Origin of the sequence: Sphingomonas sp. 1F27F7B, from assembly GCF_005503355.1 — a bacterium.
Taxonomy (GTDB): Bacteria; Pseudomonadota; Alphaproteobacteria; order Sphingomonadales; family Sphingomonadaceae; genus Sphingomonas.
In genome coordinates, this window is sequence record NZ_SCMK01000002.1 from 89,942 (window position 1) to 113,610 (window position 23,669).

Annotated in this window: 24 protein-coding genes and 1 tRNA gene; 9 read left to right on the top strand and 16 right to left on the bottom strand. The window is 68.7% G+C overall.

Going from position 1 to position 23,669, the window contains the following annotated elements; genetic code table 11:
• Positions 1 to 46: 46 nt before the first annotated feature.
• A complete protein-coding gene (locus FFS08_RS02160; protein WP_137862818.1) occupies positions 47 to 484 on the bottom strand; it encodes a DUF3576 domain-containing protein in 438 nt (145 codons plus the stop codon).
• 220 nt (positions 485 to 704) lie between these two features.
• On the opposite strand from FFS08_RS02160, the gene FFS08_RS02165 reads away from it, so the two are divergent.
• Complete coding sequence (locus FFS08_RS02165; protein WP_171012426.1) at positions 705 to 1,442, top strand: hypothetical protein; 738 nt, start codon at positions 705 to 707, stop codon at positions 1,440 to 1,442.
• Between the two features lie 42 nt (positions 1,443 to 1,484).
• Here the strand turns inward: FFS08_RS02165 and FFS08_RS02170 are convergent, their stop codons facing one another.
• The gene (locus FFS08_RS02170; RefSeq protein WP_249341089.1) at positions 1,485 to 1,976 is read right to left on the bottom strand and encodes a thiamine phosphate synthase; all 492 of its coding nucleotides are present in this window, start codon (positions 1,974 to 1,976) and stop codon (positions 1,485 to 1,487) included.
• Positions 1,977 to 2,034: 58 nt separating this feature from the next.
• Between FFS08_RS02170 and FFS08_RS02175 the strand changes: the two genes are divergently transcribed.
• Both FFS08_RS02175 and FFS08_RS02180 read left to right on the top strand, forming a co-directional pair.
• Positions 2,035 to 2,703, top strand: a complete 669-nt coding sequence (locus FFS08_RS02175) for a YggS family pyridoxal phosphate-dependent enzyme (protein ID WP_137862816.1) — start codon at positions 2,035 to 2,037, stop codon at positions 2,701 to 2,703.
• Positions 2,700 to 3,362 (top strand): HAD family hydrolase, encoded by a 663-nt coding sequence (locus tag FFS08_RS02180; protein WP_137862815.1) that lies wholly within the window; start codon positions 2,700 to 2,702, stop codon positions 3,360 to 3,362. Before FFS08_RS02175 ends, FFS08_RS02180 begins: the two co-directional genes overlap by 4 nt.
• Positions 3,363 to 3,387: 25 nt before the next feature.
• Here the strand turns inward: FFS08_RS02180 and FFS08_RS02185 are convergent, their stop codons facing one another.
• The 6 genes from FFS08_RS02185 to FFS08_RS02210 form a co-directional block, all read right to left on the bottom strand.
• Positions 3,388 to 3,828: a 3'-5' exoribonuclease gene (locus FFS08_RS02185; protein WP_137862814.1), complete on the bottom strand. Its 441-nt coding sequence runs from the start codon at positions 3,826 to 3,828 to the stop codon at positions 3,388 to 3,390.
• Positions 3,828 to 4,619, bottom strand: a complete 792-nt coding sequence (locus FFS08_RS02190) for a hypothetical protein (RefSeq protein ID WP_137862813.1) — start codon at positions 4,617 to 4,619, stop codon at positions 3,828 to 3,830. The genes FFS08_RS02185 and FFS08_RS02190 overlap by 1 nt, the downstream gene beginning before the upstream one ends.
• Positions 4,570 to 5,613, bottom strand: a complete 1,044-nt coding sequence (gene ribA / locus FFS08_RS02195) for a GTP cyclohydrolase II (RefSeq protein WP_137862812.1) — start codon at positions 5,611 to 5,613, stop codon at positions 4,570 to 4,572. Before ribA ends, FFS08_RS02190 begins: the two co-directional genes overlap by 50 nt.
• A complete protein-coding gene (locus FFS08_RS02200; RefSeq protein WP_137862811.1) occupies positions 5,610 to 6,392 on the bottom strand; it encodes an exodeoxyribonuclease III in 783 nt (260 codons plus the stop codon). Before FFS08_RS02200 ends, ribA begins: the two co-directional genes overlap by 4 nt.
• Positions 6,393 to 6,616: 224 nt before the next feature.
• Positions 6,617 to 7,231: a LolA family protein gene (locus FFS08_RS02205; protein WP_137862810.1), complete on the bottom strand. Its 615-nt coding sequence runs from the start codon at positions 7,229 to 7,231 to the stop codon at positions 6,617 to 6,619.
• A gap of 88 nt (positions 7,232 to 7,319) precedes the next feature.
• Positions 7,320 to 9,641, bottom strand: coding sequence for a DNA translocase FtsK (locus FFS08_RS02210; RefSeq protein WP_137862809.1), 2,322 nt, complete (start codon positions 9,639 to 9,641; stop codon positions 7,320 to 7,322).
• A 309-nt stretch (positions 9,642 to 9,950) separates the two neighbouring features.
• Between FFS08_RS02210 and FFS08_RS02215 the strand changes: the two genes are divergently transcribed.
• Both FFS08_RS02215 and FFS08_RS02220 read left to right on the top strand, forming a co-directional pair.
• The gene (locus FFS08_RS02215) at positions 9,951 to 11,168 is read left to right on the top strand and encodes a UbiH/UbiF/VisC/COQ6 family ubiquinone biosynthesis hydroxylase (protein WP_137862808.1); all 1,218 of its coding nucleotides are present in this window, start codon (positions 9,951 to 9,953) and stop codon (positions 11,166 to 11,168) included.
• 97 nt (positions 11,169 to 11,265) lie between these two features.
• Entirely contained in the window at positions 11,266 to 11,562 is a 297-nt protein-coding gene (locus FFS08_RS02220; protein WP_137862807.1) for a GIY-YIG nuclease family protein, read from the top strand.
• A 68-nt stretch (positions 11,563 to 11,630) separates the two neighbouring features.
• Here FFS08_RS02220 and FFS08_RS02225 read toward each other — a convergent pair whose 3' ends face one another.
• Together FFS08_RS02225 and FFS08_RS02230 are read right to left on the bottom strand one after the other, a co-directional pair.
• Positions 11,631 to 12,254 carry an LON peptidase substrate-binding domain-containing protein gene (locus FFS08_RS02225; protein WP_137862908.1) on the bottom strand — a complete coding sequence of 208 codons (624 nt, stop codon included), beginning with the start codon at positions 12,252 to 12,254 and terminating at the stop codon, positions 11,631 to 11,633.
• Entirely contained in the window at positions 12,251 to 13,153 is a 903-nt protein-coding gene (locus FFS08_RS02230; protein WP_137862806.1) for a tetratricopeptide repeat protein, read from the bottom strand. Before FFS08_RS02230 ends, FFS08_RS02225 begins: the two co-directional genes overlap by 4 nt.
• A 174-nt stretch (positions 13,154 to 13,327) precedes the next feature.
• Here FFS08_RS02230 and FFS08_RS02235 point away from each other — a divergent pair.
• From FFS08_RS02235 to FFS08_RS02250, 4 genes are all read left to right on the top strand, one after another.
• A tRNA-Gly gene (locus tag FFS08_RS02235) sits at positions 13,328 to 13,402 on the top strand.
• 135 nt (positions 13,403 to 13,537) lie between these two features.
• Positions 13,538 to 13,963, top strand: coding sequence for a DUF2147 domain-containing protein (locus FFS08_RS02240; protein WP_137862805.1), 426 nt, complete (start codon positions 13,538 to 13,540; stop codon positions 13,961 to 13,963).
• Positions 13,964 to 14,023: 60 nt separating this feature from the next.
• Entirely contained in the window at positions 14,024 to 14,821 is a 798-nt protein-coding gene (locus tag FFS08_RS02245; RefSeq protein WP_137862804.1) for a DUF72 domain-containing protein, read from the top strand.
• A gap of 282 nt (positions 14,822 to 15,103) precedes the next feature.
• Positions 15,104 to 18,061, top strand: a complete 2,958-nt coding sequence (locus FFS08_RS02250; RefSeq protein ID WP_137862803.1) for a TonB-dependent receptor domain-containing protein — start codon at positions 15,104 to 15,106, stop codon at positions 18,059 to 18,061.
• Between the two features lie 61 nt (positions 18,062 to 18,122).
• Here the strand turns inward: FFS08_RS02250 and FFS08_RS02255 are convergent, their stop codons facing one another.
• From FFS08_RS02255 to hemC, 6 genes are all read right to left on the bottom strand, one after another.
• Positions 18,123 to 19,232, bottom strand: a complete 1,110-nt coding sequence (locus FFS08_RS02255; protein ID WP_137862802.1) for a CaiB/BaiF CoA transferase family protein — start codon at positions 19,230 to 19,232, stop codon at positions 18,123 to 18,125.
• Positions 19,229 to 19,747, bottom strand: a complete 519-nt coding sequence (locus tag FFS08_RS02260; RefSeq protein ID WP_137862801.1) for a GNAT family N-acetyltransferase — start codon at positions 19,745 to 19,747, stop codon at positions 19,229 to 19,231. Before FFS08_RS02260 ends, FFS08_RS02255 begins: the two co-directional genes overlap by 4 nt.
• Positions 19,747 to 20,931: an acyl-CoA dehydrogenase gene (locus tag FFS08_RS02265; RefSeq protein ID WP_137862800.1), complete on the bottom strand. Its 1,185-nt coding sequence runs from the start codon at positions 20,929 to 20,931 to the stop codon at positions 19,747 to 19,749. The genes FFS08_RS02260 and FFS08_RS02265 overlap by 1 nt, the downstream gene beginning before the upstream one ends.
• Positions 20,932 to 21,045: 114 nt before the next feature.
• Complete coding sequence (locus FFS08_RS23355; RefSeq protein ID WP_171012427.1) at positions 21,046 to 21,876, bottom strand: hypothetical protein; 831 nt, start codon at positions 21,874 to 21,876, stop codon at positions 21,046 to 21,048.
• 32 nt (positions 21,877 to 21,908) lie between these two features.
• Positions 21,909 to 22,577 carry a uroporphyrinogen-III synthase gene (locus FFS08_RS02275; protein ID WP_137862799.1) on the bottom strand — a complete coding sequence of 223 codons (669 nt, stop codon included), beginning with the start codon at positions 22,575 to 22,577 and terminating at the stop codon, positions 21,909 to 21,911.
• Positions 22,574 to 23,488: a hydroxymethylbilane synthase gene (gene hemC, locus FFS08_RS02280; RefSeq protein ID WP_137862798.1), complete on the bottom strand. Its 915-nt coding sequence runs from the start codon at positions 23,486 to 23,488 to the stop codon at positions 22,574 to 22,576. Before hemC ends, FFS08_RS02275 begins: the two co-directional genes overlap by 4 nt.
• Positions 23,489 to 23,669: the final 181 nt, after the last annotated feature.

Consider the following 23,669-nt stretch of genomic DNA (forward strand, 5'->3'; position numbering starts at 1 on the left):
AGTCAGTTCCTGCAAGTTTGGCGCGGTGCTGGACCGCGGCTTGGCATCAATCGGTGGCGACCGCGGCGCGGCGCAGGTCGCGGGCGCGGGTGAGGATGATGTCCTCGAGCTTCTGCACCGTCGCGGCCTGGACCGGCGCAGCGACCCAGGCGCCGCCCCGGTTGACTTCACGCAGTGCCGCGACGCGGAGCGCATCGGCGCGCAGATCCTGGTCGAGGATCGTCACGGTCACCTTCATCCGCTCGGTCTGGACATTGGGGTTGACGTACCAGTCGGTCACGATCACGCCGCCGTTCGAGTCCGTCTGGAGCAGCGGCATGAAGCTCAGCGTGTCGAGGCTGGCGCGCCACAGATAGGAATTGACGCCGATCGTGGTGATCTTCGAAGCGGCGAGATCGGCCCCGGGGCGCTTGTTATGACCGCCGCACGCGGTGATCGAAAGAGCGAGCGACCCCAGGATCGCGGTGCGCAACAGGCGGTTCATCGTCACATTCCTACCAGGCGAGAAAAGTCGGGGAGCATCTATAGTGGCGCATGTGGCGGGAGCAAGGCGGGAAGCATGAGCCGATTCGCGCGGTGCGAATGCGGATGGTTAACGGCTTCGCAAGCGGATTCTGTGGGTCTGGTGCAACACCGTCACGAAATTTGTGCCACCGGTGGAACCTTGGTTCCGAATCATGGTAGGCGACATCATCTAAGGATGCATGACGATGCGAGTCGGACGGACGAGAACGGGAATTGCACTGGGAGCGCTCTGCGCTGCCGGTCTCCTGCTCGCGCCGGCGATTCAGGCGCAGACCAATAGAGCCGATCGCATCGTTCCGGCCAAGCGTGCGGCGGTGCCGGCACGCGCCGGCATCGGCATCTTCACGCCCGCCGCGGCGGATCCCAAGCTCGCCGCGGTACTCGCCCGTTCGGGCCTGCCCGAGGGCAGCTTCCGTTTCACGCCGGCCGAAGCGCGCGGTACCAGCCGCGGCGTCACTGTCGCGGTCCGTGCGAGCTCGAGCCGTGCGATGCGCAGCCGCGATGTGACGCACGAAGCCGTTGCGACGGCCGCGCCGTTCAATCTGGCGCCGATCTCGTACAATCTCGGCGTCTCGGTCGGCTGGAAGCGTCTCGCCGTCTCGGGTGACGTCACGCGCGTCGAGCTGGTCGATCAGCCGGGCAGCCGCGAGCGCGCCGATATCGGGATCAGCTACACGGGCAAGCGCCTTACCGGCCGGCTGAGCGCGTCGGCGGATCGGCCGCTGGCCAACACGCCGGTGCTGATCGGCGACAAGCCGAGCTATTCCATCGACGTGGGCGGCAGCTATTCGCTCACGCGCAATCTCGATGTGACGGCGGGCGTCCGCTATCGCAGCGAGGAAGATCGCCTGCCCAAGCTCAACGAGAGCCGCCGCGACAGCCAGGCTGTCTATGTGGGCACTGCCTTCCGCTTCTGACGCCGCGAGCGTCGATCCGATGCGCGCCGGCATTTCCGGCGACTAGCCTTTCGCCTTCGTCCAGGCGTCTATCGCTGCCCAGCCGTGAATCCCGAGCCGTTCGAGGCTCCTGGCCTTGCGCGCGTCCATCCCGCCCAGTGCGATCATCGGCACGTCGAGCCCGCGTATCAGGGATCCGAAGCGCGCCCGGCCAAGCGCCGGCGCGCCGGGATGCGAGCGCGTCGGGAAGACCGGAGAGACGAACAGTGCCTGGGCGCCCGCTCGCAATGCCGCGATCGCCTCGCGGCGGTCATGCGCGGGGGCGGTGCGGATTCCCCGGCCGCGCCGCCCGTGCACGCCCGATTCGCCGCGCATCGGCTGCCCGCCGGCACGCACCAGCACCAGCCCGCGCCGCCGTGCCACCTTCAGCACCTGTGCGAAAAGGGCCCGGCGCTCGGTCGGAGTCAGGCCATGGTGCCGGAACACCACGCCGCCGCCGCGCGGCAGCCGTTCCAGCGCGTCCCACAGCGCGTCGCCCATGCGTTCGTCGGTCATCAGCCAAAGGCGCGGGAGGGGGTGGCGGTGGCGCATCGCCCTGCCTATAGCGCGAGCCATGCCGATAGACGAAGCCAGCCAGCGCCTTGCCGATGTGCGCGCCCGAATCGTGCGGGCCGCGAAGACCGCCGGACGCGCCGCCGACGCGGTGACGCTGATCGCCATCTCGAAGACGCACGATGCCGGGACGATCGCGCCGCTGATCGCCGCCGGCCAGCGCGTGTTCGGCGAGAATCGCGTGCAGGAAGCCGAAGGCAAATGGCCGAAGTTGCGCGAGGCGACTTCCGGCATCGCGCTCCACCTGGTCGGCCAGCTCCAGTCGAACAAGGCCGAGGACGCCGTCGCGCTGTTCGATGCGATTCATTCGGTCGACCGCCCGTCGCTGGTCCAGGCGCTCGCCAGGGCGATGGACAAGGCGGGCAAGCGCCCGGCCTGCTTCCTCCAGGTCAATATCGGCGACGAGGAGCAGAAGGGCGGCTGTGCCGTGGCTGAGCTTCCTGCGCTGCTGGCCGAGGCGCGTGCCGCCGATCTCCCCGTCCAGGGGCTGATGTGCGTGCCCCCGCTCGATCTCGAGGCCGCTCCCTATTTCGCGCTGCTCGCCAAGATCGCGCGCGACCATGGCCTGGGCGGGCTCTCCATGGGCATGTCGGGCGATTTCGAGACGGCAGTGACGATCGGCGCGACGCATGTCCGCGTCGGCACGGCCCTGTTCGGAGCGCGCGCGTGAAGTACGATGCCATATTGTTCGATTTCGACGGCGTGCTGCTGGAAAGCGAAGCGGCGGGCAACCGGCAGATCGCGGCCTATCTGACCAGCATCGGCCATCCGACCACGCCCGAGGATTCGATGGCGAACTTCATGGGGCTGTCGGGGACGGACTTTCTCGGTGCGATCGAGCGCTGGATCGGCCGTGCGATCCCCGAGGGCTTCCACGCCGCCCGTGCCGAAGAGGATGCGCGCGTGCTGGCGGAGGGCCTCCCCGCGGTTGCCGGCGCGATCCGCTTCGTCGAGGAACTGCCCGCCGACCTCGCGCGCGCGATCGCCTCTTCCAGCAGCACCGAATGGATCGACCGGCATTTGCGGCATCTTGGCGTCCGCGCCGCGTTCGGCGACCATATCTATAGCGGCCGCGAGCATGTGACGCGCGGCAAGCCGGCGCCCGATCTCTATCTCCATGCCGCCGCGGCGATCGGCGTGCCGATCGAACGCTGCGTGATCCTGGAGGATTCCCCGGTCGGCGTCACCGGCGCAGTCGCTTCGGGAGCGGAGGTGATCGGCCTGTGCGCCGGCTCGCACTGTGCGCCCGATCATGCCGAGCGCCTGCGCGCGCTGGGGGTGCAGCTGATCGCGCATGATTTCGACGAAGTCGCCCGGCTGATCGCCTGACTCCGCACCGGCAGCGCGATTCGCCCTAGAGTTCCTTCGCTTCCCGGGCGAGCAGATAGTTCCGCAACGCTATCGCATCGGCGAGCGCATTGTGCGGGCGGCTGCTCGCCGCCGCGCTGTCGAAGCCCAGGGGGTCGCACAGCTCGAAGCGGATGCGGTCGATCGGATGGCGGTGTCCCGGCGTCGCGATCAGCAAAGTCGCGGCATGGGCGATGTCCTCGGGCCAGTCGGCGACCAGCACCGGATCGGGATCGTCGCCCAGATAGGCGGCGAACGCCCGGCTCATCTCCGCGCGCGGGATCGGCACGGTATCGAGCGCGGGCAGGACATGCTCGGCCACCCAGGGAGTCGGATCGGGGCAGCGGAGCGCCTGGTAGAAGGGCGCCCCGCCATCCTCGGGCACCAGCGCCAGCGAAATCAGCGGCCCGCCAAAGCCGTTGAACTCGGTATCGAGGAAGTAGCGCATCAGAATTTCCGCTCGAGTTCGGCCAGCGCGGTGCCAAGGAGCCATCGATCTTCCCCGGCGACTCGCGCCAGGGCGGATTCCAGAAGCGCCCTCGTCTCTCCGGACCGTAGCAGCTGGGCGAGCGCCCGCCGCTCGATCACGTCCACGCCATTCCAGAATGGTCCGCGCACCTCGCCGTGCCGATGAAGCTGCCTTCCCTCCCGCTGGATGAACAGTGCGAGCTGAAGCGCGGCATTGGGCGAAGCTTCGGTGCACCAGGCCTCGAACAGCGGCGCTAGCGGCTCACCCAGGGTGATGAGCGCCGCCAGCCACAGGTTCGCTTGCTCGTCTTCTTCCGGATGCCGGGCCCGCGAGACCATGAACGCCGCGTGGAAGAAGCCCAGGACGGTGCGCTGCTGATCGGCCGGCCAGTCGCGCCAGCCCGCCATGGCGAGCTTGTCGGCCATGATCACGGGTTCCGCGCCCAGCCAGCCGGCGCGCGCAACCGAAAGCTCCAGGATCCGCGGCAGGAAATGGCGATATGCGCGCGCGTCGCCCATCGTGGTCATCGCCCAGCCCGAATAGGGACCGATCTGCTCGTCGCCGAGCCGCCGCAAGGGGGAGGCGGTCAGCGTGCGCAGGGTCGCGTCGGCGTCCCGCAGCGGCGATGCCTCCAGCTTTTGTGGAGCCGGAACATCCGCAAAGGCACGATACGCTTCCTCGATGGCATTGCGGAGGGCGGCTTCGGCTGCGGACATGCGCCTAGAACTGGTGCCCCGTCCGGTCGCGCTTGGTGGCGAGATAGCGGGCATTGTGCGGATTGGGCGGCAGGAAGTGCTGCACGCGCTCGGCCACCCCGATCCCCGCCGCTTCCAGCGACGCCACCTTGTCCGGATTGTTGGTCAGCAGGCGCACCCGGTGCTGGCCGAGCAGCGACAGCATCTTCGCCGCCGTGGCGAAGTTGCGTGCGTCCACTGCGAAACCGAGCCGGGTATTGGCATCGACCGTGTCGAAGCCCTGGTCCTGCAGCGCATAGGCGCGCAGCTTGTTGATCAGCCCGATCCCGCGCCCTTCCTGGCGGAGATAGAGCAGGATTCCCCAGCCGCTTTCCCGAATCGCGCGAATCGCCGCCTGAAGCTGCGGCCCGCAATCGCATTTGAGGCTGCCCAGCACGTCGCCGGTCAGGCATTCGCTGTGCAGGCGGACGAGCGGCGGCTGGCCGTTCGGCTCGCCGATCAGCAGCGCGACATGCTCGCCGGGCATCTCGTCGGTGCGGAAGGCGACGATCTCGCTGTCCTCGGCGTCCGCCACCGGCAGCCGCGCACGCGCGACGATGCGCAGGCGATCGGCATCCTCGTGCGCATCGATATCGGCGGGCGAGATCGCTTCCTCGCCGGCGGCACGGCGGACGAAGAAGGCCGGCAGCAGCCCGGCGATCCGGGCGAGGCGCAGGGCTGCGGCGGCCAGCCCGGGCTCGGCCAGCGGAAGTGCGCGGAACGGGCCCTTCAACGGCGTGGCGAGATCGAATTGCGGATCGGCCAGCGCCGTGGCGGTGTCGAAATCGAGCCAGGGCGCACGCTCGACCAGCACCGGGGCGTCCGGCGTGGCGGCATCGCGCTGGTTGGCGAGCTTGAGCGTGGCGGCGCGCCCGGCGGAAAGCAGCAGGTCGGCCCGGCCGGCCTGGTCGAACGCCGCCAGCCGCGGCGCATCGGCGGTCTCCACCGCGAGCAGGGCGAGATCGCCGATCGCGATCGGCCAGCCCCGGCGCAGCGCGTCGACGGCGCGGGCGGCGGCCTGCGCACTCAAAGGTCGAACTCGGTGATGATGGGGACGTGATCGGAAGGCTTGAGCCAGGAGCGGCAGGGTTCGCACACCTTGTGGCTGGTCGCCTTGGCGGCGACGTCGCGGCTTGCCCACATGTGATCGAGGCGGCGTCCGCGATCCGATGCCGCCCAGTCCTTCGCCCGGTAGCTCCACCAGCTGTAATAGCGCGCCGGGGCGGGGATGAAATGGCGGCCGAGATCGATCCAGTCGTTCGCCGCCTGCAACCGGGCGAGTGTCTCCACTTCGATCGGTGTGTGGCTGACCACGTCCAGCAGTTGCTTGTGGCTCCACACGTCGCTCTCCAGCGGCGCGACGTTGAAATCGCCGGTCAGGATCGAAGGGACGTCCAGTTCCTGGGACCAGCGGATCATCCGCTCGAGGAAATCGAGCTTCTGGCCGAATTTCGGGTTCACCTCCCGATCGGGAACATCGCCGCCGGCGGGGACGTAGACATTCTCCAGCCGCACGCCGCCCGGCAGCCGCACGCCAACGTGCCGGGCCTCGCCATTTGCCTGCCAGTCGAACCGGTCGTCCTCCACCACCGGCACGCGGGCGATGATCGCCACGCCGTGATGCATGCGCTGGCCGTGCTTGATGACATGGTCATAGCCCAGGGCGCGGAAGGGCGCCTCGGGGAAATCCCCGTCGATCACCTTGGTTTCCTGGAGGCAGAGGATGTCCGGCGCTTCCTCGCGCAGGAACTGCTCGACGATCTCGATGCGGAAGCGGACGGAGTTGATGTTCCAGGAAGCGATCTTCATCGGGCGGGATTTAGGGGGTGTTTCGCCTCCGCACCAGTGGGGGGCGCCAGACAAGGAAAGGCCCTCGCTCCGGGGGCAATGGAACGAGGGCCGACCTAGCGTTCGTCACGCAGGCGGGGTGTGAAGATCCCGAGCAACAGGGGGAAAATCCCGGGTACGCCCTCACATCCGCAAGACAGGTTCTAGGCTGGTCAACCTGTCGCCAGCATGAACGATGTTCAGCTTCAGCGGGGGCCCTGGCGGCGCGGATCGTTCCAGCGGAACGCTCCGTCGCTGATGTTGGTGTTGAACTGCTGGTTCGACAGGCGGATCGTCGTGCGGTTGTTCTGCGAATCGAGTGCCACCCAGCCCTGGAGCATCAGCCCGCCCGGCGCGGCGGCGTTCTTCTGGAAGACCAGCGTGATGCGGCCATATTCGGGGTGATCCGAATCATGCACTTCCACCGAGACGAGCTGGTCGCTCCCGGTGGGGATCACCTTGGCAAACCTGGCGATGTCCTTCTTGGGATTGAGCAGCACGGCGAGCGGCGAGTTGCCGATCGGCCAGCGCTCGACTTGGCGCACCTGATAGTCGATGAAATAGAGGCTGCGGCCGTCCGCCACGATCAGCTGGGGCACGCCCTTCTGATATTGGAAGCGGATCTTGCCGGGGCGCTTCAGCGTCATCGTGCCGGTGAGCGTGCGGTCGTTGCGATCGGTCTGCGCGAAGTCGGCAGTCATCGAGCTTACCGCTTCGAGATGCTGCTGCACCTGGGCGAGCACATCGGCCGGCGCAGGTGCCGCCGAGACCAGGGCCGGCGCTGCAAGGGCGAGGCTGAGGGCGAGGGGCCGTGCAAACACGTGTGATTCTCCGAAATTGCGGCCGAATGCCCTGGCGGGGCGGGCTTGAATGTCCCCTGAACCCGCCAGATGCAGTTTCCGATCCCGTCTAGAGCTGTCGGCCGTCGGTATCCATCAGCACTTCGCGCCGGCCGACATGATCGGGGCGCGAGACGAGTTCGTCCTTTTCCATGCGCTCGATCAGCCGGGCGGCGCTGTTGTAGCCGACGCGCAGCTGGCGCTGCAGCCAGGAGGTCGAGGCCTTCTGGCTCTCCGCCACCAGCTGGATCGCGCGGCGATAGAGCTGATCCTCCGGCGAATCGTCGCCCTCCGGCGCGCCGTCGAGGCTGAACCCGCCATCCTCGGGCTCCTCGGTGACGGCGGAGATGTATTCGGGCGTCCCCTGCGATCGCCAATGATCGGCCACTGCCTGCACTTCGTCGTCGCTGACGAAGGGGCCGTGGACGCGGACGATCTGCTTGCCGCCGGGCATGTAGAGCATGTCGCCCTTGCCCAGCAGCTGCTCGGCGCCCTGCTCGCCCAGGATGGTGCGCGAATCGATCTTGCTGGCGACGTAGAAGGAGAGGCGGGTCGGCAGGTTCGCCTTGATCACGCCGGTGATGACGTCGACCGAGGGGCGCTGCGTCGCCATGATCAGGTGGATGCCCGCCGCGCGCGCCTTCTGCGCCAGGCGCTGGATCAGGAATTCCACTTCCTTGCCGGCGGTCATCATCAGGTCGGCGAGCTCGTCGACGATCACCACGATCTGCGGCAGCGGATTGAGGTCGAGCGCCTCCTCCTCGTAGATCGGCTTGCCGGTGTCGGGGTCGTAGCCGACCTGCACCTTGCGGCCGAGCTTCTGGCCCTTCGCTTTCGCCTGACGCACCTTGTCGTTGAACGAAGCGAGGCTGCGGACATTGGCGTGCGCCATCATCCGGTAGCGGTCCTCCATCTGCTCGACTGCCCATTTGAGCGCGCGCACCGCCTTGGCCGGCTCGGTCACCACGTCGGCGAGCAGATGGGGGATGTCCTTGTACATGCTCAGCTCGAGCATCTTGGGATCGATCATGATCATCCGGCACTGCTCGGGCGTGAGCCGGTAGAGCAGCGAGAGGATCATGCAGTTGAGGCCCACCGACTTGCCCGAGCCGGTGGTGCCGGCGACGAGCAGGTGCGGCATCGGCGCCAGGTCGGCGATCACCGGATCGCCGGCGATGTTCTTGCCCAGCACCAGCGGCAGCGTCGCGCCCTGGTCCTCGAAGGCCTGGCTGGCGACCAGTTCGTGCAGGTTGACCGATTCGCGCGCCGCATTGGGCAGCTCGATGCCGATCACGCTGCGCCCGGGGATGGTCGCGATGCGTGCCGAAGTGGCGGACATGTTGCGCGCCACGTCGTCGGCGAGCTGGATCACCCGGCTCGCCTTGATGCCCGCGGCGGGCTCGAGCTCGTACATGGTGACGACCGGCCCCGGCCGCACTTCGACGATCTGGCCCTTCACGTTGAAATCGTCGAGCACGCTTTCGAGCAGCCGGGCGTTGCGCTCCAGCGCCGCCTTGTCGATCCCGGCATTCTTGTTGACCGGCGGTGCCTTGAGCAGCTCGATCGAGGGCAGCTGATAGCTGTCCTTGAAGTCGAGGCTGGTCTGGGTCGGCGGCTTGGTCCGCGCAGGCGAGGGGGTGAGGTTGCGGTCGGCGATCACCGGGCCGGGGCGGTTGTCGGGCACCACCGTCTTGCGCGGCTCCCGGCCCTCGCGGATCTTCGGCTCGGCGAAGTCGCGGCTTTCCTTCTCGGGCGCGCCGAGCAGCGGCGCCTTGGCCGGTCCCTTGAGGCTGGGGATGCTCGGCAGGCTCACGCGCTCGGGCAGGGAGAAATCGAGGCTGCGCCACCAGATGAACAGGCCGATCAGCCCGCAGACCAGGCCCAGGCCGCGCCCCGCCCACCAGCCGATCGCCGGATCGCCCGCAAGGCCGATCAGCCAGTTGAACAGCCCGGCGATGCTCAGGCCCGCCACGCCGCCCCAGCCGCCGGTGAGCGAGAGCACCGCGTCCGACGAGAAGAAGGCGAGCGCCGTGGCGACGAAGATCACGCCGATGCCGACGCCGCGGAACATCGTTCCCCAATTGCCCGTCGGCCGATCCTTGAGCAGGCGATAGGCGACGATCAGCCCGATCGGCAGGAACAGCCACACGGCGGGGCCGAGCAGCGCATAGAGCAGGTCGGCGATCCACGCGCCGGGCTCGCCCATCCAGTTGCGCGCGGGGCCGGCCGCCGCCGTGTTGAGCGACGGATCGGTCGGTCGATAGCTGCCCAGCGCCACGCCGAGCGCCAGTACGCCCAGGAACAGGGCGGCTCCGCCGATCACCGCGCCGCTGCGGCGCGCGCCGGCCTTCATCGTCTCGCGCCAAAGCGGCGCCTGTGCCCGGGACGCCATGCCCAGCCTCCAGATTTTCAGGGGTGCGGCCCGGTTAATCGCGCGGCGGGACTCCGCCGTCAAGCGTTCCCGCCACGTTCCACCGCATTGCCGCCAATCCTTCCCAATCGCCTCGACATGGGCCTTTCGGTTCCCCGGCGCAGACCGGGGCCCGGTCTCGACGCAATTGGTTGGGACGGTCAAACCTCTCGAACGGCATCGCAGCTGGGCCCCGGCCTGCGCCGGAACCGTGGGAATGTCGGCGCGGGCGTTGGGCGATCGTGGCTTGGTGGGGATGACGGAGCCTGTTCCACGCGCTACGGCACGCACATGGATCGCGCAGATGTCCTCATCCTCGGCGGCGGGCTGGTCGGCTCGGCGCTGGCCACCGCGCTCGCTGCGCACGGCATTTCCTCGATTGTGGTCGATCCCGCCGATCCGGCGGAGATCCTCGCCGCCCGGCACGACGGCCGCGCCTCGGCGATCGCCAGCGCGCCGATGCGCATGTTCGAGGCGATCGGCGTCGCGTCGCGCCTGGCGGGCAAGGGCTGCCCGATCGCCGGCATCCGCGTCTCGGACGGGCTCGATCCCGGCAAGCTCGATTTCGCACCCGGCGAAGGCGAGGGTGCGCTCGGCCACATGTTCGAGAACCGCATCCTGCGCACCGCCCTGTACGAAGCGGCGGTCGCCGCGCCGCTGGCGGACGTGCGGATGCAGACCCGCGCGCTGCGCGTGGAGCGGGGCGAATTCGGCGTCTCCGCCCTGCTCGACGATGGCACCACCGTCCACGCCCAGTTGCTGGTGGGGGCCGAGGGCCGCAATTCCCCGACTCGCGAAGCCGCCGGGCTCAACACCGCGCGCTGGAGCTACGACCATGCCGCGATGGTCGCCACGCTCGGCCATGCGCGCAGCCACGAGAACATCGCCTTCGAGATCTTCTATCCCACCGGCCCCTTCGCGATCCTGCCGCTGCCCGACGACGAGAATGGCCATCGCTCGGCGGTGGTGTGGACGGTTCATGCCCGCGATGCCGCCGGCATGATGAAGATCTCCGAGCGCGCCTATCTGGCCGAGGCGGAGAAGCGCATGGGCGGGTTCCTGGGCAAGCTCGGTCCGCTCACCGCGCGCTTCAGCCATCCGCTGGGCTTCCATCATGCCGCCTGGATCACCGCCGACCGGCTCGCGCTGGTCGGCGATGCGGCGCATGGCATCCATCCGATCGCCGGGCAGGGCGTGAACGTCGGCTTTCGCGACGTCGCCACGCTGGTCGAGGTGCTGGTCGACGGCAGGCGGCTGGGGCTCGACATGGGCGATCCGCAGCTGCTCGCGCGCTACCAGCGCTGGCGCGGGCTCGACACTTTCATGGTCGCCGCCGCCACCGACGGGCTCACGCGCCTGTTCGGCATCCCCGGCAAGACCGCGAGCGCGGTCCGTCGCTTCGGCCTTTCGGCGGTGGACAGGCTGCCGCCGCTCAAGCACTGGTTCATGGCCGAGGCGCGGGGCGAGAGCGGCGACGTGCCGAAGCTGCTCCAGGGGATGACGGCTTAAGTTGAGAACGCACCAAATATCTGATTTCCATGAGCCCCCAACCTAGCCCTCCGGGTTCCCCGGCGAAGGCCGGGGCCCAGTTGCGGAGGAGCCTGAAATGGAAAGACGCGGCTTCCTCTACATCATGGCGAATCGCCGTAACGGCACAATTTATCTGGGCGTCACGTCCGATCTGCCGAAGCGTGCTTGGGAACATCGCAACGGTGCCGTTCCCGGGTTCGCTCGCGAACATGGCTGCAAGTTGCTGGTCTGGTACCAGGCCTATGAAAGCCTCGACGCGGCGCGCCACCGCGAGCTGCAGATGAAGAAGTGGCAACGAGCGTGGAAGTTGCGCGAGATCGAGGGGCTCAACCCCGAATGGGAGGACCTGTTCGAGCACCTCGCGCCGTCTTGACTGGGTTGCGACTGGGCCCCGGCCTTCGCCGGGGAACACGTAGCGACTCCATGGCTGTTGCCGCGCCCCTATTGCAGCGTGCCCGCCTCATCCCCGTCGTGGCGGCCGAAGAACTGCATCAGCTGGACGATCAGCTCCGATCGCTCGGCGAGCGTGTCGGCTTCCAGCAGCGCCTGTTTCGAAGCCACGTCGAACGGCGCGATCTGGGCGATGCCGTTGACCAGCGATTCGTCGTCGAGCCGGCTCACCGCCTCCCAGTCGACCGCATAGCCCAGCCCTTCGGCGAAGCGCCGCGATTCGATCTCCAGCGCGGCGCGCTCGGCCATGGCGAGCACTTCGATGTCGCCGGCCTGCTCCAGCGCGGCCTCGACCTGGCGGAACGGCGTCGTGACGTCGAGCTCGCGCACCACGGTGAAGCGCGCCAGCCCCTCCAGCACGATGTCGAAGCGCCCGTCGTCCAGCGCCTCGACCTCGGCGATGCGGCCGACACAGCCGATCGCGAACAGCGGCGGCGAATCGCCCGAGGCGCGGGGCTGGATCATCCCGATCCGCCGGTCGCGCACGAGCGCGTCCGAGACCATCGCCCGGTAGCGCGGCTCGAAGATGTGCAGCGGCAGATGCATGCGCGGGAAAAGCAACGCGCCGCCCAGCGGAAACACCGAGAGGCGCGTTATCGGCCCGCCCGGAATCATCCGAACAGGATCGCCGAAAGCCTGCGGCGCTGCATGGCGACCCATGGGTCTTCCAGGCCCACTGCCTCGAACAGCTTGAGCAGGCGCTGGCGTGCCGCGCCTTCGTTCCAGTCGCGATCGTCGCGAATCATGCCGAGCAGCGTCGCGGCCGCGGCTTCATGGTCGCCCTTCGCCATCTGGCCGCCCGCCAGCTCGTAGCGCGCGTCCATGTCGCCGGTCGCCGCCAGCGCCTCGATGCGGCTCAGATCGTCCACCGGCCTGGCTTCCCTGGCCAGCGCGATCGCGGCGCGGGCCTGCTCTATCTCGGCGCCCTTGGCGTCCTCGGGCAGCGTGGCGAGCATCGCCTCGGCTTCGTCGACCCGTCCCAGCGCCAGGAGCGCCCGCGCGCGGCCGGCGATGATCTGGGAGTGGTCGGGCGCCAGATCGGCGATCTGCTCGAAAAGCGCGAGCGCGTGCTCGGCTTCGCCTTCGGCCAGCGCCTGCTCGGCCATCGCGATCAACGGGGCGAGCTCGGCCTCCGCCTGCGATTCGGCGCTCTGCACCGGAATCTGGCGGAGGATCTGGTCGAGCATCGTGCGCAGCTGCGATTCGGTGCGTGCCGAGGAAAGGTCGGCGACCAGCTGGCCCTGGAACATGGCATAGACGGTCGGGATCGAGCGGACCTGGAACTGGTTCGCGATGAACTGGTTCGCGTCGACATCGACCTTGGCGAGAATCACGCCCTTGCCGGCATAGTCGGCGGCGACCTTCTCGAGGATCGGTGCCAGCGCCTTGCAGGGGCCGCACCATTCCGCCCAGAAATCGATGATGACCAGGCTGGTCATCGAGGGCTCGACGACGTCGCGGCGGAATGCGTCGACGGCTTCCTTCTCCGCGGGGGTGAGTCCTAGCGTGGCCAAGGCGGGTGCTCCTGAAAAGATGCTTCGTGGTTCGCGGCGATATGTGGGCTTTCGCGCGTCAGGCGCCAAGCCTTTAAAAAAGTTGCGCGCATGGGGTTGCCGACCCCCAAAGCCGGTGCTAGTGGCCGCGCCTCACCCGCCCGGTGCGCTGATCGCCCGGGCCAAAACGCCAGAGCGGGCGTAGCTCAGGGGTAGAGCACGACCTTGCCAAGGTCGGGGTCGAGGGTTCGAATCCCTTCGCCCGCTCCAGCGTTTCCTGCCGGATTTCCGGCACTCTCCAGGAAACCGGGACCGCCTCGGCCATCGCCGATTAAGCAGGTTCGCGCCCGCCCGCCGGCGCTCACTTCAGCGCGGGTACAGGTTTCAACTCCGACAAGCGGCACCATGTTCGGTAGGTTCCTCGGGGCGATTCTGCCCGCGCTCGCATTTTCTTCGGCGTTCGCCGTGCCTGCATCGGCGGCCGCCTCATCGGACGTGCCGATCGCCAGCGTGTGGCGCAATCCCGACAACAGCGTCCATGTCCGCATCGATCAATGCGGCGGCGCGATCTGCGGGACGGTCACCTGGGCAAACGAAGAGGCGATCGCCGACGCCCGGAGCGGCGGCACCGAACAACTGGTCGGCACCCGCCTGTTCCGCGATCTCAAGCCCGCCGGCCCCGGCAAGTGGAGCGGCAAGGTCTTCGTGCCGGATCTCCGCCAGACCTTCTCGGGCACGCTCCAGTTCCAGGACGGCGACAAGATGGTCGGCAGGGGCTGCGTGCTGTTCGGGATCATCTGCAAGTCGCAGACCTGGTCACGGGTGCGCTGACCCGTTTTGGCCGCAGCCTTCGGACTGGCGGTGCGGCACGGAGCCGCTAGGGTCGGGCGCATGAGCACGGCACCCATTCGAGTCGGCATCGGCGGCTGGACCTTCGAGCCCTGGCGCGGGACTTTCTATCCGCAGGGACTCAGCCAGAAGAAGGAGTTGGAATACGCCTCGCGCCAGCTGACTGCGATCGAGATCAACGGCACCTATTATTCCAGCTTCAAGCCGGCGACGTTCGAGGGCTGGGCGAAGACCGTGCCCGACGGCTTCGTCTTTGCAGTGAAAGGCTCGCGCTTCTGCACCAATCGCAAGGTGCTGGCCGATGCCGGCGAATCGGTGGCGAAGTTCGTCGGCCAGGGCGTGGTGGCGCTGGGGGACCGGCTGGGGCCGCTGATGTGGCAGTTCATGGCCACCAAGAAATTCGATGCCGTCGATTTCGGCGCCTTTCTCGATCTGCTGCCGCGCACGCACGAGGGCGTGACGCTGCGCCACGCCGTGCAGGTCCGCCACGAGAGCTTCGCGGTTCCGGAATTCGTCGCGCTGTGCCGCAAGGCCGGCGTCGCGATCGTCTATGCCGATTCGCCGCAATATCCCGCGATCGCCGACGTGACTGGCGACTTCGTCTATGCCCGGCTCGAGGCGGGCGAGGACGACAATCCCTTCTGCTATCCCGAAGCCGCGCTTCCGCGCTGGACCGCGGCGGCCAGGACCTGGGCCTCGGGCGGGCGGCCGGAGGGCCTGCCCTATGTCGAGGACCAGGACCCGCCGACGGTGCTACGCGAAACCTTCCTATTCTTCATCCATGGCGGCAAGGTGCGGGCACCCGCCGCGGCGCGGGAACTGATCCGTCGAATCGGTTAGCGCATCCGGACGCGCACCACCGATCCGGTGGCGAGATCCTCCGAATCGGACGTAATCTGAGAGGTTCCGACACAAGTTTGCAGTCTTGCAACTTGGCAGACACATATCAGTAAAGATGCGTGCCTTTCGGGATACAGACCCAAATCAAAAGCTGATCCCGTATCTTCGGTGCTTTACGCGCGAATCCGCCGCTCTCATCCCGATGCAAGCACTTGCTGTTCAGGCATGTGCCGGCTCACACCCTGCGCAATATTTGCGCGGGGCAGGTAGGAAAAGGGTATCATGTTCACGCGTAACATCGCTCGCACGCTTCGTGCGGGGACCGCGCTCTCGGCGCTGTCCCTGGCCACCAGCCTCCTCGCCGTCCCCGCCTTCGCGCAGGACACCGCCCCCACCTCCACGCCCACTCCCAGCCAGGGCCAGGCCGCGCCGGCCGAGGACGCCGAGATCGTCGTCACCGGTTCGCTGTTCGCGACCCGCGTCACAACGTCGCCGGTGACCACCGTCACCGCGGAATCGCTCGACCAGCGCGGCATCAGCACCGTTCAGGATGGTCTGCAGCGCCTTGCCGCCAATAACGGGCCCACGCTCACCAACAGCTTCTCCGCCAATGGCGCGTTCGCCGGCGGCGCGTCGGGCATCTCGCTGCGCGGCCTGACGACCAATTCGACGCTGGTGCTGTTCGACGGCCTGCGCGCGGCCTATTATCCGCTCGCCGACGACGCGACCCGCAACTTCGTCGATCTCAACACCATTCCCGACGACATCGTCGACCGAGTCGAAGTGCTGAAGGACGGTGCGTCGTCGAGCTACGGCGCCGATGCGATCGCGGGCGTGGTGAACATCATCACCAAGCGCAGCTTCACCGGCCTCTCCGCCCGGGCCGAGGCCGGCGTCTCGCAGGACGGCATCGCGGCGACCCAGCGCCTCTCGGTCACCGCCGGTACCGGCGACCTCGATCGCGACGGGTTCAACGCCTATATCAGCGGCTTCTACTATCACGCCGATGCAGTCAGCACCCGCGACCTGCCCTATCCGTTCAACTCGGACGACCAGACCGGGATCGGCGGGCCGAACAACCTGATCAACGGCGACAATTTCGGGACGACTTCCGCCGGCTCGAACCTCTATGTCGCGCCGGGCTCGGGCGGCCGCTACCAGCTGCTCGGCGGCGGCTGCGCCAATGGCACGCTGATCCAGACCACGGCGGCGCAGCAGGCGGCCAGTGGCCTGGTGCCCACGTCGATGTGCCAGCAGGACATGACCAATCGCTACGGCGTGGTCGCGCCGCAGATCGACCGTTTCGGCGTGACGGCACATGTCGCCAAGACGTTCGGCGATTCGACCGAGGCCTATCTGGAGCTCAACTTCCAGCAGTCGCGCAGCCAATATTCGGGGCTGCCGTCGTCGATCTACGCCAATGCGCCGGCGGGCATCTATTATCCGCCCTATTCGACCCGCGGCAGCGGCCCGAGCTTCGCGCCGGGTTCGGGGGCGCTGACGCTCCCGGTCTATGTCTGCGCCGCGCGCGTGAATTGCACCGCGGCCAACGGCACGCTCAACCCGAACAATCCGTTCGCGGCTTCGGGCCAGACGGCGCTGCTGATCGGCGGCATGCCCAACATCACCCGCTATGACGAGACGCGCAGCCGCGTGTATCGCGCCGCCGCGGGCATCAAGGGCAGCTTCGGCGACGACTGGAACTACAAGATCGACGCGACGGCGATGCACACGGATCTGCGCCGTACGTCCAGCGGCTATATCTATATCCAGCACCTGCTCGACGTGATCGCCGACGGTACGTATAATTTCGTCAATCCCTCGGCCAACAGCGCGGCGATACAGAACTATCTGGCGCCGACGCTCAACACCGATGCGTCGTCGGATCTCTATCAGGTCCAGGCGAGCGTGAGCAAAGCGCTGTTCCAGCTTCCGGGCGGTCCGGTCCAGCTCGCGGTGGGCGGCTCGCTCTTCTACGAAGCGGTCGATTCGCCCTCGGCGAACAGCGACATCAACGGGCCGACCCAGCGTTACTTCACGATCAACGCGTTCGGCACCGAGGGGCACCGCACGGTCACCTCGGCGTTCGGCGAGCTGAGCGTGCCGGTGTTCGAGTTCCTCGAGCTCAACGCGTCGGGCCGCTACGACCATTATTCGACCGGCCAGAGCAATTTCTCGCCGAAGGTCGGCGCGAAGATCAAGCCCTTCGAGATGCTGACGCTGCGCGGCAACTGGTCCCGCGGTTTCCGCATCCCCAGCTTCGGCGAGGCGAACGCGTTGCCGACCACGGGCTATGTCACCAACTCGGCCGGCCTGTTCAACGATGCGTATCTGGCGCAATATGGTTGCTCGGTCGCGACCTTCAGCACCGCCTGCCCGCAATATCTGCGCACGGCGAGCTATGGCCAGACCACGCTCGCCTCGCCCGACCTGAAGCCGGAGAAGTCGCGCAGCATCACGCTGGGCGCCGTCTTCCAGCCGATCCGCAACGTCTCGCTGAGCGTCGACTATTTCAACATCAAGAAGACCGACGCGATCACGTCGCTTTCCTCCGGGCTGGCGCTTCAGGCCTATTATGCCGGCAATCCGATCCCGGCCGGCTACACGATCATCCCCGACGCGGCGGATCCGGCCCACCCGGGGGCGCTGCCGCGCGTGGCCTATGTCCAGTCGCACTATGTCAACGCCAACACGCAAAAGGCGGAAGGCATCGACTTCGCCGCGAACGGACGTTTCCGCTTCGGTGACGTGACCTGGACGAGCAATCTCGACGCGACGCTCATGCTCGAGCTCAGCACCACGCTGCCCGACGGCACGCGCCAGACCTATGTCGATACGCTCGGCAACTTCAACCTGACGGCGGGCACCGGCACGTTCCGCTGGCGGGGCAGCTGGATGAACAGCTTCGCGATCGGCGACTATGCCCTTACCGGCACGGTCAACTACACGTCGGGCTATAATCTCTCGGCGATGGACCAGGGCAATGCGTATGAGGATTGCGGCCTGGCGCCGTCGCCCGCGTACACGGGCTGCCGAGTGAAGAGCTACATCACGTTCGACCTGAACGCGACCGCCAAGGTCGCGGACCGGTTCACCATCTATGCGAACGTGCTCAACCTGTTCGATCGCCTGCCAGGCGTCGATCCGGTCACCTATGGCGCGTATCTCTACAATCCGGTCCAGGCCGGCGACAATATCTATGGCCGCCGCTTCACCGTGGGTGCCAAGGTCAACTTCTGATCCTGCCGGGGATCAGCAAGGGGGCGGTTCCGCGAGGAGCCGCCCCTTTTCCGTGGCGCGCCTATCGCGGGCGCCGGGGGCTCGCCTTGTCGGCGGCCATGCGCTCGCCGTCGATCATGATCGGCGCGGCGATGCCCGGCACGCCCTCCGGCGCGATCCGCATCCCGCGCGCCACCACCTGCGGATCCGCGAAGACTTCGTCGACCCGGTTGATCGGCCCCGCCGGCACGCCCTCGGCCTCCAGCGCCTCGTAGAGGTCCGCCTTCGCCCATTGCCGGATCGCCGCCTCGAGCGGCGGGATCAGCGCCGCGCGGTTGACCACGCGCTGGGGATTGGTCGCGAAGCGCGGATCGGCGCAATAGTCGAGCCCCAGCACCCCGCACAGCTTGCGGAACTGCGAATCATTGCCCACCGCGATGATCAGCTCGCCGTCCCGCGCCTGGAACGCCTGATAGGGCACCAGATTGGCGTGGCCGTTGCCCATCCGGTGCGGCACCTTGCCCGATGCCATCCAATTGAGCGCCTGGTTGGCGAGCACGCCCACCTGGGTGTCGAGCAGCGCCATGTCGATATGCGCGCCCGCGCCGGTCACGTCGCGCCGCCGCAGCGCCGCGAGGATCGCCACCGCCGAATAGACGCCGGTGAAGATGTCGGCATAGGCGATGCCGGCCTTTTGCGGCGCACCGTCGGGCTCGCCGGTCAGCGACATGAAGCCGCCCATGCCCTGGATGATGAAGTCATAGCCGGCGCGCGGCGCATAGGGCCCGGTCTGGCCGAAGCCGGTGATCGAGCAGACGATCAGCCGGGGATGGCGCGCCCGCAGCGACGCCGCGTCGAGCCCGTATTTCACCAGCCCGCCGACCTTGTAGTTCTCGATCACCACATCGGCGTCCGCCACCAGCGCATGCACCGCCGCCTGTCCCTCGGGCGTGGCGATGTCGATCGCCCGGCTCTCCTTGCCGCGATTGCAGGCGTGGAAATAGGCAGCGTCGCGATTTTCGCCCTCGGCATCGTGGAGGAAGGGCGGCCCCCAATGCCGGGTGTCGTCGCCTTCGCCCGGCCGTTCGATCTTCACCACTTCGGCGCCCAGATCGGCGAGCAGCTGCCCGCACCAGGGCCCGGCGAGGATCCGCGCCAGCTCAACGACCCTGATTCCGGCCAGCGGCTTCATGGACGATGGATCTCGTAGATCAGATGCGGCTTCATCTCGCCCGCCATCATCCGGTCGACCGTGCCTGGCCGCGCCACGCCGCCGATCTTCTCCATTGCCCGGCGCGAGCGCAGATTCCCCACGCCCACGGTGAACACTGCGGTGCGCACGAACCGATGGATGTGCGCCAGCATCAGCCGCTTGATCTCGCGATTATAGACGCCGCCCCAATAGGCGCGGGCCAGATAGGTCCAGCCGATCTCGATCTCGTCGGCCGCTTCGTCCCAATTGTCGAAGCGCGACGAGCCGATCACCGTGCCGGTCGCCCGGTCGAGGATGGTCAGCGCCCCGCCGCTGGCGATGCCGGCGTCGAAATAGGCGCGGAACACCGGTTCCTGCCACCGGTCATGCGCCGGATGCACTTCCCAGACGAGCGGATCGGAGGCGACTGCGTACAGCGCCTCCCAGTCCGCCGGCGTGCTGGGGCGCAGCACCACCAGCGCGCTTTCCAGCACCGGCTGCCGTTCGGGCGCCATCAGAACGCCGCGATCCCGGTGATCGCGCGGCCCAGGATCAGGCCATGGACGTCATGGGTGCCTTCATAGGTGTTGACGGTCTCGAGGTTGATCGCGTGGCGCATCACATGGAATTCGGCCGAGATGCCGTTGCCGCCATGCATGTCGCGCGCGACCCGGGCGATGTCGAGCGCCTTGCCGCAATTGTTGCGCTTGATGATGCTGATCGCTTCCGGAGCGAGTATCCCCTCGTCGAACATCCGGCCCGCGCGCAGCGCCGCCTGGAGCCCGAGCGCGATCTCGGTCTGCATGTTGGCGAGCTTGAGCTGCACCAGCTGGTTCGCCGCCAGCGGCTTGCCGAACTGGGCGCGGTCGAGCGTATATTGCCGGGCGGCGTGCATGCAGGCCTCGGCCGCGCCCATGCTGCCCCAGGCGATGCCGTAGCGCGCGCGGTTGAGGCAGCCGAACGGCCCCTTCAGTCCCTGCACCTCGGGCAGCAGCGCATCCTCGCTCACTTCCACCCCGTCCATCACGATCTCGCCGGTGATGCTGGCGCGCAGCGAGAGCTTGCCCTCGATCTTCGGCGCCGACAGTCCCTTCATGCCCTTTTCCAGCACGAAGCCCTTGATGCCGCCGCCATGCGCCTCGCTCTTCGCCCAGACGACGAACACGTCGGCGATCGGCGAATTGGTGATCCACATCTTGGAGCCGGTCAGGCGATAGCCGCCGTCGATCTTCGCCGCGCGGGTGCGCATGCCGCCGGGATCGGAGCCGGCATCGGGCTCGGTCAGGCCGAAACAGCCCACCCATTCGCCGGTGGCGAGCCTGGGGAGATATTTCCGCTTCTGCGCCTCGGTGCCATAGGCGTTGATCGGGTGCATCACGAGCGAGCTCTGCACCGACATCGCCGAGCGATAGCCCGAATCGACGCGCTCCACTTCGCGCGCGACCAGCCCGTAGGAGACATAGCCCAGCCCGGCACCGCCATAGGCTTCGGGGATCGTCGCGCCGAGCAGGCCCAGCGCGCCCATCTCGGCCATGATCTCGCGGTCGAACCGCTCCTCCAGATAGGCGCTGGTGACGCGCGGCAGCAGCTCGCCCTGCGCATAGTCGCGCGCGGCGCTCTGGACCATCCGCTCCTCGTCGGTCAGCTGCGCATCGAGCCCGAAGGGGTCCGACCAGTCGAACCGGCCCATCTCTGCCATTTCCTCGTCCTTCTCTCGTCGGCCCGGCCAGGGCCGGGCGTTGCTCCGCCGTCCCGCTTAACGGCTCCGGTTCCGGGCGCGCGTCGGGATGGCGGCATGGGGTATGCGGTGCGGCTATCCCGTCTGCCGGGCGGCCGGCGGCACGTCCATCGCGGCGCGCTCGATCTCGGCGAGCCCGGCACGGGCTGCGACATAGCGGCGGGCGGCGCCGGTCCAGCTCTCGGCGACCGCGACGCCGGGCATATGGGCGACTTCGGCGAGCGCCGCCTCGACATCGCCGCGGTCGAGCGCGCGGCGGGCGCGGCGCAGCCGCTCGGCGGGCAGCGGGCTCGGCGTGTCGGCCTGGCGCAGGACCACCAGGTCGCCCAGCATCCGGCGCACCCGGTTCCACAGGCTGTCGTTCGGATCGCTGGCAAGGCGCGGGCCCAGCGTGTCGAGCGCCAGCCGCAGGTCCTCGAGCGTAACCGGCTGGGCGGCGGCGCGCAGGATCGCGGCGACGGCGTCGCCGTCATGCTCGCCGAAACGCTGCTTGAGCTGGCCCTCGAGCGGCCCCAGCGGCTGGCCGCGCTCGAGCGCACGGCGCGTCGCGAGGACGATCATCATCCGCTCCGCCCGCGTCGCATAGGAAGCGGCGTTGCGCGCGCTGCCATCGGCGTCGCGCAGGCGCAGCTCGATCTGATCGAGCTTGCCGGCCAGCTGCGTCTCGCGGGCGCTGAGCGTGGCGAGGTCGGTGCCAGGCGGCAGCGCCGGGATCGCCGGCTGCGCGCTGGCGCTGGGAGAGGGCAGGGGCACCGGCGCGGGCGCGCGCGGCGAAAGGCCGCCGGCCAGCCCGACGGCAGCGATGGTCACGCCGATGCCGCCGGCGAAGGCGATCGTGCCGATCAGGCTGGCGCTGCGCCACCAGGGCACGCGCGGCGCCGCGGGCGCGAAGGTCTCGTCGCTCATGGGGCCCTTAATCGCCGCGCGGCCCGGCCCGGTCAATCGGCGAGCTGCACGGCGAGGGCGATCAGCGTGTCCGCCTGCATGTCCGCGGCGATCTCGACGCGGCGCCAGCCCGGGCCGGCCGCGGCGGCCGCGCGGGCGCTGATCGCGGCGATGCCGATGGTCGCGCGGCGCTCGGGCGGCACCAGCTCGGCGAGCCGGGCGCCGGCCCGGGCGGACTGGACGAGCGCGATCGCGCCGTCCAGTCGCGCCGCCTGTCCGGGGGCGACAGCCAGTGGCTCGCTGGCATAGACAGTGATCGCCTGGGTGACGATGCCGCCGGCGTCGAGCATCCGCGCACGGCCGCCGAGCAGCAGCGCCCGGTGCACGCCCATGGCTTCGGCGGCGGCCAACAGCGCGGCTGCGTCCCCGGTGCCGGCATGGGCGATGGCGAAGCCGGCGCGCCGCGCCGCCTCGGCGGTCACGCCGCCCACCGCATGCACCGGCAGGCCGCGCAGCGCCGCCAGCTGCGGCCCGCCATGGCGCAGGGCATTGGCGCTGGTCAGCAGCAGCGCGTCGAATGCCAGGGGATCGGGCGCGCGCCAGGCGACCGGCCCGGCGGCGAACAGGGGCAGGCGGATCGCCGTCCGCCCGGCCGCTTCGATCGCCGCGGCGGTCGCGCCGTTGCCGGGCTCGGGCCGGAGCACGGCGATCGGGCGGCTCACCCCTCGAACAATCGGCGCACCGCCGCCGGCGCGCGCGCCAGCAGGTCGCGGGCGAGCGCGGCGGGCAGCGCATGGTCGAGCGGCGCGCCTTCGATCGCGCCATGGACATGGGCGGCGCCGTCTTCCGAAAGCAGCTCGGCCTCGAGCGTCAGGATGCCGCCCGCGATCGTCGCCAGCGCGGCGACGGGCGAGTGGCAGCCGGCCTTGAGCGCCGCCAGCAGCGCGCGCTCGGCGGCGATGCAGCCATGGGTCTCGACATGGTCGATCGCGCGCAGCAGCTCGCGGGCACGGGCATCGTCGGCGCGGACCTCGATGCCCACGGCGCCCTGGGCTGGTGCGGGCAGGAGGATGTTGGTGGGGATCGGCGCGCCGACGTCATGACGGCCGAGCCGGATCAGCCCGGCGGCGGCGAGCAGGGTCGCATCGGCCTCGCCCTGCGCCAGCCTGGCCAGCCGGGTGTCGACATTGCCGCGGAACAGCACGGTCGACAGGTCGGGGCGCAGCCGCCGGATCTGCGCGGCCCGGCGCGGCGAACTGGTGCCCAGCACGCCGCCCTGCGGGATCGCCGCGATCGACGGGGCGCCGACCAGCCGGTCGCGCACATCGGCGCGGGGCAGCATCGCGGCGATGGCGATCATATCGGGACGCAAGGTCTCGACATCCTTCATCGAATGGACCGAAGCGTCGATCTCGCCGGCGAGCAGCGCGCGGTCGAGCTCCTTGGTCCACAGCGCCTTGCCGCCGATCTCGGCGAGCGGGCGGTCCTGCACCTTGTCGCCGGTGGTGCGGATCACGACGATCTCGAAGTCGGTCGCGGGCCGCTTGTGCGCGGCGGCGAGCGCGTCGCGCACCATCTCCGCCTGTGTCAGCGCGAGCGGCGAGCCCCGGGTACCCAGTTTGAAAACGGCCATGTCCGCTGCCTTACCGGCTTGGTCGCCGCTTGTCGAAGCGGACGCCGATGTTCGCACGGAGGCGCGGAGATGGGGCAACCGGCGGCGCAGTGGCCCTATCTCCCTCTTTTCTTCTCCGCGCCTCCGCGTCTCCGCGTGAACCAAAAGCCGCCCGAACTTCGACAATCGTCGCCCGACACCC